The following is a 4,803-nucleotide window of genomic DNA, read 5'->3' on the forward strand; positions in this document are numbered from 1 at the left end:
GTTGTTTTTTATGTGTCTTAGTTTGTGCTGACGGTGCTTGTGGTGCTGTTAGCGGATCCGCCGCCGCCTGCGGCTGCGAGGCCTGCTGCGGCTGCGGCGACGCCGAGGGCGGGTGCGACAAGCGGGACGAAGCCGGTCACGCCGGCTGCGGCTGCGGCGCCACCGGCACCTGCTGCTGCGTTCGCGCCCCCTGCTGCGGCACCACCGCCGCCTGCGCCCGCGCCTGCACCGCCGGTCTGTGCGGTTGTCTGAGCAGTGGTTGCCGCGCCGGAGGTGTCCTGCGCATATGCGCTGGTGGCCGAAAGGGCCAGAATCAGAAGTGCTGTTCTGATCATCGTGAATCTCCTAAACCAAGTCTTGGGCGGAGGCTATCACAGCTGACCAGACCTGAGAATGCCGCATCCGCAAAAAAATCTGCGGATATGGCGGGAAAGCCCTGTTTTTCAGCAGCTTGCCACAGAGCCCGCCCGGACCGCCGCCTCCGCCGGGCCCGGGCCGCACCGTGCTTAAAACCAGCGAACCGCCCGACCAAATTGCAGATCAGCCACAAACCCGCAGGAAACCCCGCAACAGCGAATTGACACAAGACGCCACAGGCAAAACCGGCTAATCAGGCGCCGTAAAAAAAGTGATAAACTGACGTGAAGATTCGAGCGGTATCAGCAAGGCGGAAAGGCCTGATGGCATTGGTGTGCGCGGCAGCGACGGGCATGGCGCAGGCGCAGTCGGTCTCGACCTATGGCACGCCCGGTCTGCTCGAGACCCCGACTGCCGAGATGTTCGAGGACGGCATGCTGGTCTTCACCGCCGCCGGGCTGCGCAACACCGGGCGGGGCACGATGACCTTCCAGATGCTGCCCTGGGTGAATGGCAGTTTCCGCTATGCCGTGATCGACAGGTTCAACACCCCCGACAAGACGCTTTACGACCGCAGCTTTGACGTGCATTTCCGGCTGCGCGAGGAAAGCAAACACAGCCCGGCCATCGTGATGGGGCTGCGCGATTTCGGCGGCACCGGCATCTATGCCGCGGAATATTTCGTGGCCACAAAAACCTTTCAAGACCGGTTCAAGGTGACCGGTGGCATCGGCTGGGGGCGGATGGCCGGACGCGGCGCGTTTTCGAACCCGCTGGGCATCTTCGGCGACCGGTTCGACACCCGGGCGGCACCGAACGAGGGCGGGATTTCCGCCACGGGCCAGGTGGATTTCGGCAACTGGTTCCGCGGCGACGCGGCCCTGTTCGGCGGCGTCAGCTGGCAGTATAACGACCGGCTGACCTTCCTGGCCGAGTATTCCCCCGATCTTTATACCCAGGAAGCGGTCGCAAACGGTCTCAGGGTCAAATCGCCGATCAATGTCGGGCTGCAATACCGGTTCAAGAACGGCACCCAGCTGACCACATCCTATCTCTATGGCACCACGCTGGGGCTGACGCTGAGCTATTTTGTCGATCCGCGCAAAGCGGTGACCCCCGGCGGGCAGGGCGCAGCACCACCGCCGCTGCGGCCCGAAGCCCAGATCGCCGCCGCCACCGCAGACCGCTCCCAGGGCGACATCCGCGACCGGTTGCAGAACGCGCTGGATCAGGAAGGGCTGCGGCTGGTCTACCTGTCCGGGACCGGCGACACCGTTCAGGTCGGGGTCGAGAACAACCGCTATGGCCAGGCCGCCCAGGCGCTGGGGCGCACCGCCCGCGTGCTGGCCAACGAAGAACCGCCGCAGGCCGAACAGTTCGACATCGCGCTGATGTCGAACGGCGTGCCGCTGAGTGCGGTGCGGGTCAATCGCGACGACCTCTATGAGCTGGAGCACGACCCCGACAATGCCTGGCGCAGCTTTGCCCGCGCCGAGATCTCGGACACGATCCCGCTGCTGCAGGGCGGCATTCTGACCGATGCCTATCCGCATTTTTCCTACCGGTTCGGGCCCTATCTGAACCTCTCGTTCTTCGACCCCGACGACCCGCTGCGCTATGAGGTGGGGGCGGCGCTGGGGCTGGATTACACCCTGTTGCCCGGCTTCACCCTGTCGACCGAGCTGCGCCAGCCGATCCTCAGCACGCTGGATGACAGCACCCGGGTCTCGGATTCGCCGCTGCCGCATGTGCGCTCGGACTGGGCGATCTATGCCCGCGAATCCAACCTGCGCGTCGAGCATATGACCGCCGAGTACATGTGGCGGCCGGGCAAGGACCTCTATGCCCGCACCACGCTGGGCTATCTCGAGACCATGTTCGGCGGGCTTTCCACCGAACTGCTGTGGTACCCCACCGACAGCCGCCTGGCCCTGGGGGTCGAGGCCAATTACGTCGCCCAACGCGACTATGACGTGCTGTTCGGCTTTCAGGATTACAATGTCGCCACCGGGCATGTGTCGGCCTATTACGATCTGCCCGGCGACTATCACGCGCAGGTCGATGTCGGGCGCTATCTGGCCGGCGACTACGGCGCCACCTTCACGCTGGATCGCGAGTTCACCAACGGCTTCAAGGTCGGTGCCTTCTTTACCCTGACCGATGTCAGCTTCGATGATTTCGGCGAAGGCTCGTTCGACAAGGGCATCCGGCTGGAGATCCCTGTCTCGTGGCTGACAGGACGACCGTCGCGCAACAAGATCGCCCAGACCATCCGCCCCATCCTGCGCGACGGCGGCGCGCGGCTGAACGTGCGCAACCGGCTTTACGGCGTCACCCGCGAGGCCCGCGCCCAGGACCTGTCCCGCGGCTGGGGGAGGTTCTGGCGATGAAAGCCCTGCGACGCCCTGCCCTGTTGGCCCTGCTGGCCCTGCTGCTGATCTCCTGCGGCGAAGCGCAGGAGGATACCGAGCTGCTGAAAGGCGCGCTGTTTCCCAACACGCCCCGGTTCCATCCGCGCGCCGAGGCGCTGGCCGCGCGCCGCCCGATCCCGCCCCGGCTCGAGGTCGGCTTTCCCAGCCGCGATCTGGCCGGTGTCATGCTGCTGGAGACCGAGCGTGACGGGGTCCAGACCTGGCTGACCGCGGATGGCGCCGCCATCACGCTGGAACAGGGGATGCTGACCTCGGCCATCGGTTTTGGCGGCGGCATGTCCGGGTCGGATCTGCGCCAGAGCGCGGCGCTGATCCTGGCCGGCAGTGCGGGCCACGCCGAACGCTTTCACAGCTTTCTCAACGGCGATGACGAGATCGAGCTGCACGCCTACAGATGCCGGATCACCCCGCTGGGCCCCGACACCGTTGTTGTGCAGGGCATCCCCATCGCCACGCAAAAACAGCAGGAAGACTGTTATGGGCTGGCCCAGCAGTTCACCAACATTTACTGGGTGCAAAACAGCACCGGCCGCATCGTCCAGTCCTCGCAATGGACCGGCGATTTCCTGGGCAACATGTTCATAAAACGGGTGCCCGATGATAGTTAAGGTTTTGAACAGCGGAGGACAGCTCGTGCGTCATACTTCCCTTATCCTCAGTGCGCTGGCCCTGGGCGGCCTGATCGCCGGATGCTCGACCATCTACCGCAGCCCCTCGGTGACCGCAGGCGTGTCGGATGCCGGCAAGGTCCGCGTCGTGCCGGTGACGCCCGAGACCGTGCTGGTCGCCAACCGCTCGCCCTATGCGCCCAAGACCCTGCCCTCGGTGTTTGCGCTGTCGGCCGGATCGGGCTCCTCCAGCAGCCTGCGCGGCACCGGCCCCCTGCCCGAGGCCCCCTCGACCCAGGACGGATCGCGCGCCGGGCTGCAGCTGGACCCGCCGCCACAGGTCAACCCCGGCGCCTACACGATCGGCATCGGCGACGTGCTGGTGCTGTCCACGCCCTCGACCCAGGGCACAGCCGGAGAGCTGTCGGGCCTCTTGGCCGCGCAGAACAGCCGCAACGGCTATACCGTGCAGGATGACGGCTCGATCAACATCCCCGATGTCGGCCGCGTGCGCCTGGTCGGCCTGACCGTGGACGAGGCCGAGGCGCTGCTGTTCCAGCGTCTGGTGGAAAACCAGATCGACCCCACCTTCAGCCTGGAAATCGCCGAGTTCAATTCCCGCCGCGTCTCGGTCGGCGGCGCCGTCGGCCAGCCCGGCGTGCAGCCCATCACCCTGACCCAGCTGACCCTGGGCGAGGCGCTTTCGGCCGCAGGCTCGGTCTCGGTCAGCGATATCGACAACTCCTCGGTGCGCATCTACCGCAACGGCAATGTCTATCAGATCCCGCTTGAAGACCTCTATTCCCGCACCGAACTGCAGAACCTCAACCTGATCGCCGATGACTCGGTCTTTGTCGACACCGACTATGACCTCGACCGCGCCGAGCGCTACTTTGCCCAGCAGATCGCCCTGCGCGAGACCGTGCTGGAAGGCCGCCAGACCGCGCTGCAGGAACTGAACGTCGCCGTCAACCTGCGCCGCGCCGATCTGGATGAACGCCGCGACAACTTCATCCAGTCCATCGAACTGGACGCCATCGACCGCGATTACGTCTACCTCTCCGGCGAGGTCCGCACCCAGGGCCGCTATGCCCTGCCCTTCAACCACTCCGCTACCCTGGCCGACGCGCTCTATGACACCGGCGGCGGCGTGGCCAAGGAAACCGGCGACGCCTCCGAAGTCTACGTCCTGCGCGCCGCCCAGGACCCCCGCGAGTTCGGCGCCGTCACCGCATGGCACCTCGATACCCGCAACGCCGCACACCTCACACTCGCCGCACAGTTCGAACTGCGCAACAACGACATCATCTTCATCGCCGAAAACCCCGTCACAAAATGGGGCAGAACAATCAGCCAAATCACCCCATCACTCATCACAACTCCAATCGTCGCTGCAGTGAATTGAT

At 65.2% G+C, this 4,803-nt stretch carries 4 protein-coding genes; 3 read left to right on the forward strand and 1 reads right to left on the reverse strand.

What is annotated here, in order from left to right; genetic code table 11:
- Positions 1 to 17: 17 nt before the first annotated feature.
- Positions 18 to 335, reverse strand: coding sequence for a hypothetical protein (locus GOX88_RS23185; RefSeq protein ID WP_170407792.1), 318 nt, complete (start codon positions 333 to 335; stop codon positions 18 to 20).
- Positions 336 to 680: 345 nt separating this feature from the next.
- Between GOX88_RS23185 and GOX88_RS23190 the strand changes: the two genes are divergently transcribed.
- The 3 genes from GOX88_RS23190 to GOX88_RS23200 are packed head-to-tail and all read left to right on the forward strand — an operon-like array spanning position 681 to position 4,802.
- Positions 681 to 2,747, forward strand: a complete 2,067-nt coding sequence (locus GOX88_RS23190; RefSeq protein ID WP_170407795.1) for a YjbH domain-containing protein — start codon at positions 681 to 683, stop codon at positions 2,745 to 2,747.
- A complete protein-coding gene (locus GOX88_RS23195) occupies positions 2,744 to 3,397 on the forward strand; it encodes a YjbF family lipoprotein (protein ID WP_170407798.1) in 654 nt (217 codons plus the stop codon). Before GOX88_RS23190 ends, GOX88_RS23195 begins: the two co-directional genes overlap by 4 nt.
- Positions 3,398 to 3,422: 25 nt before the next feature.
- Entirely contained in the window at positions 3,423 to 4,802 is a 1,380-nt protein-coding gene (locus GOX88_RS23200; RefSeq protein WP_170407801.1) for a polysaccharide biosynthesis/export family protein, read from the forward strand.
- Position 4,803 lies beyond the last annotated feature (1 nt).

It is taken from the genome of Ruegeria arenilitoris, assembly GCF_013030985.1.
In the GTDB taxonomy this organism is placed as follows: Bacteria; Pseudomonadota; Alphaproteobacteria; order Rhodobacterales; family Rhodobacteraceae; genus Ruegeria; species Ruegeria arenilitoris_B.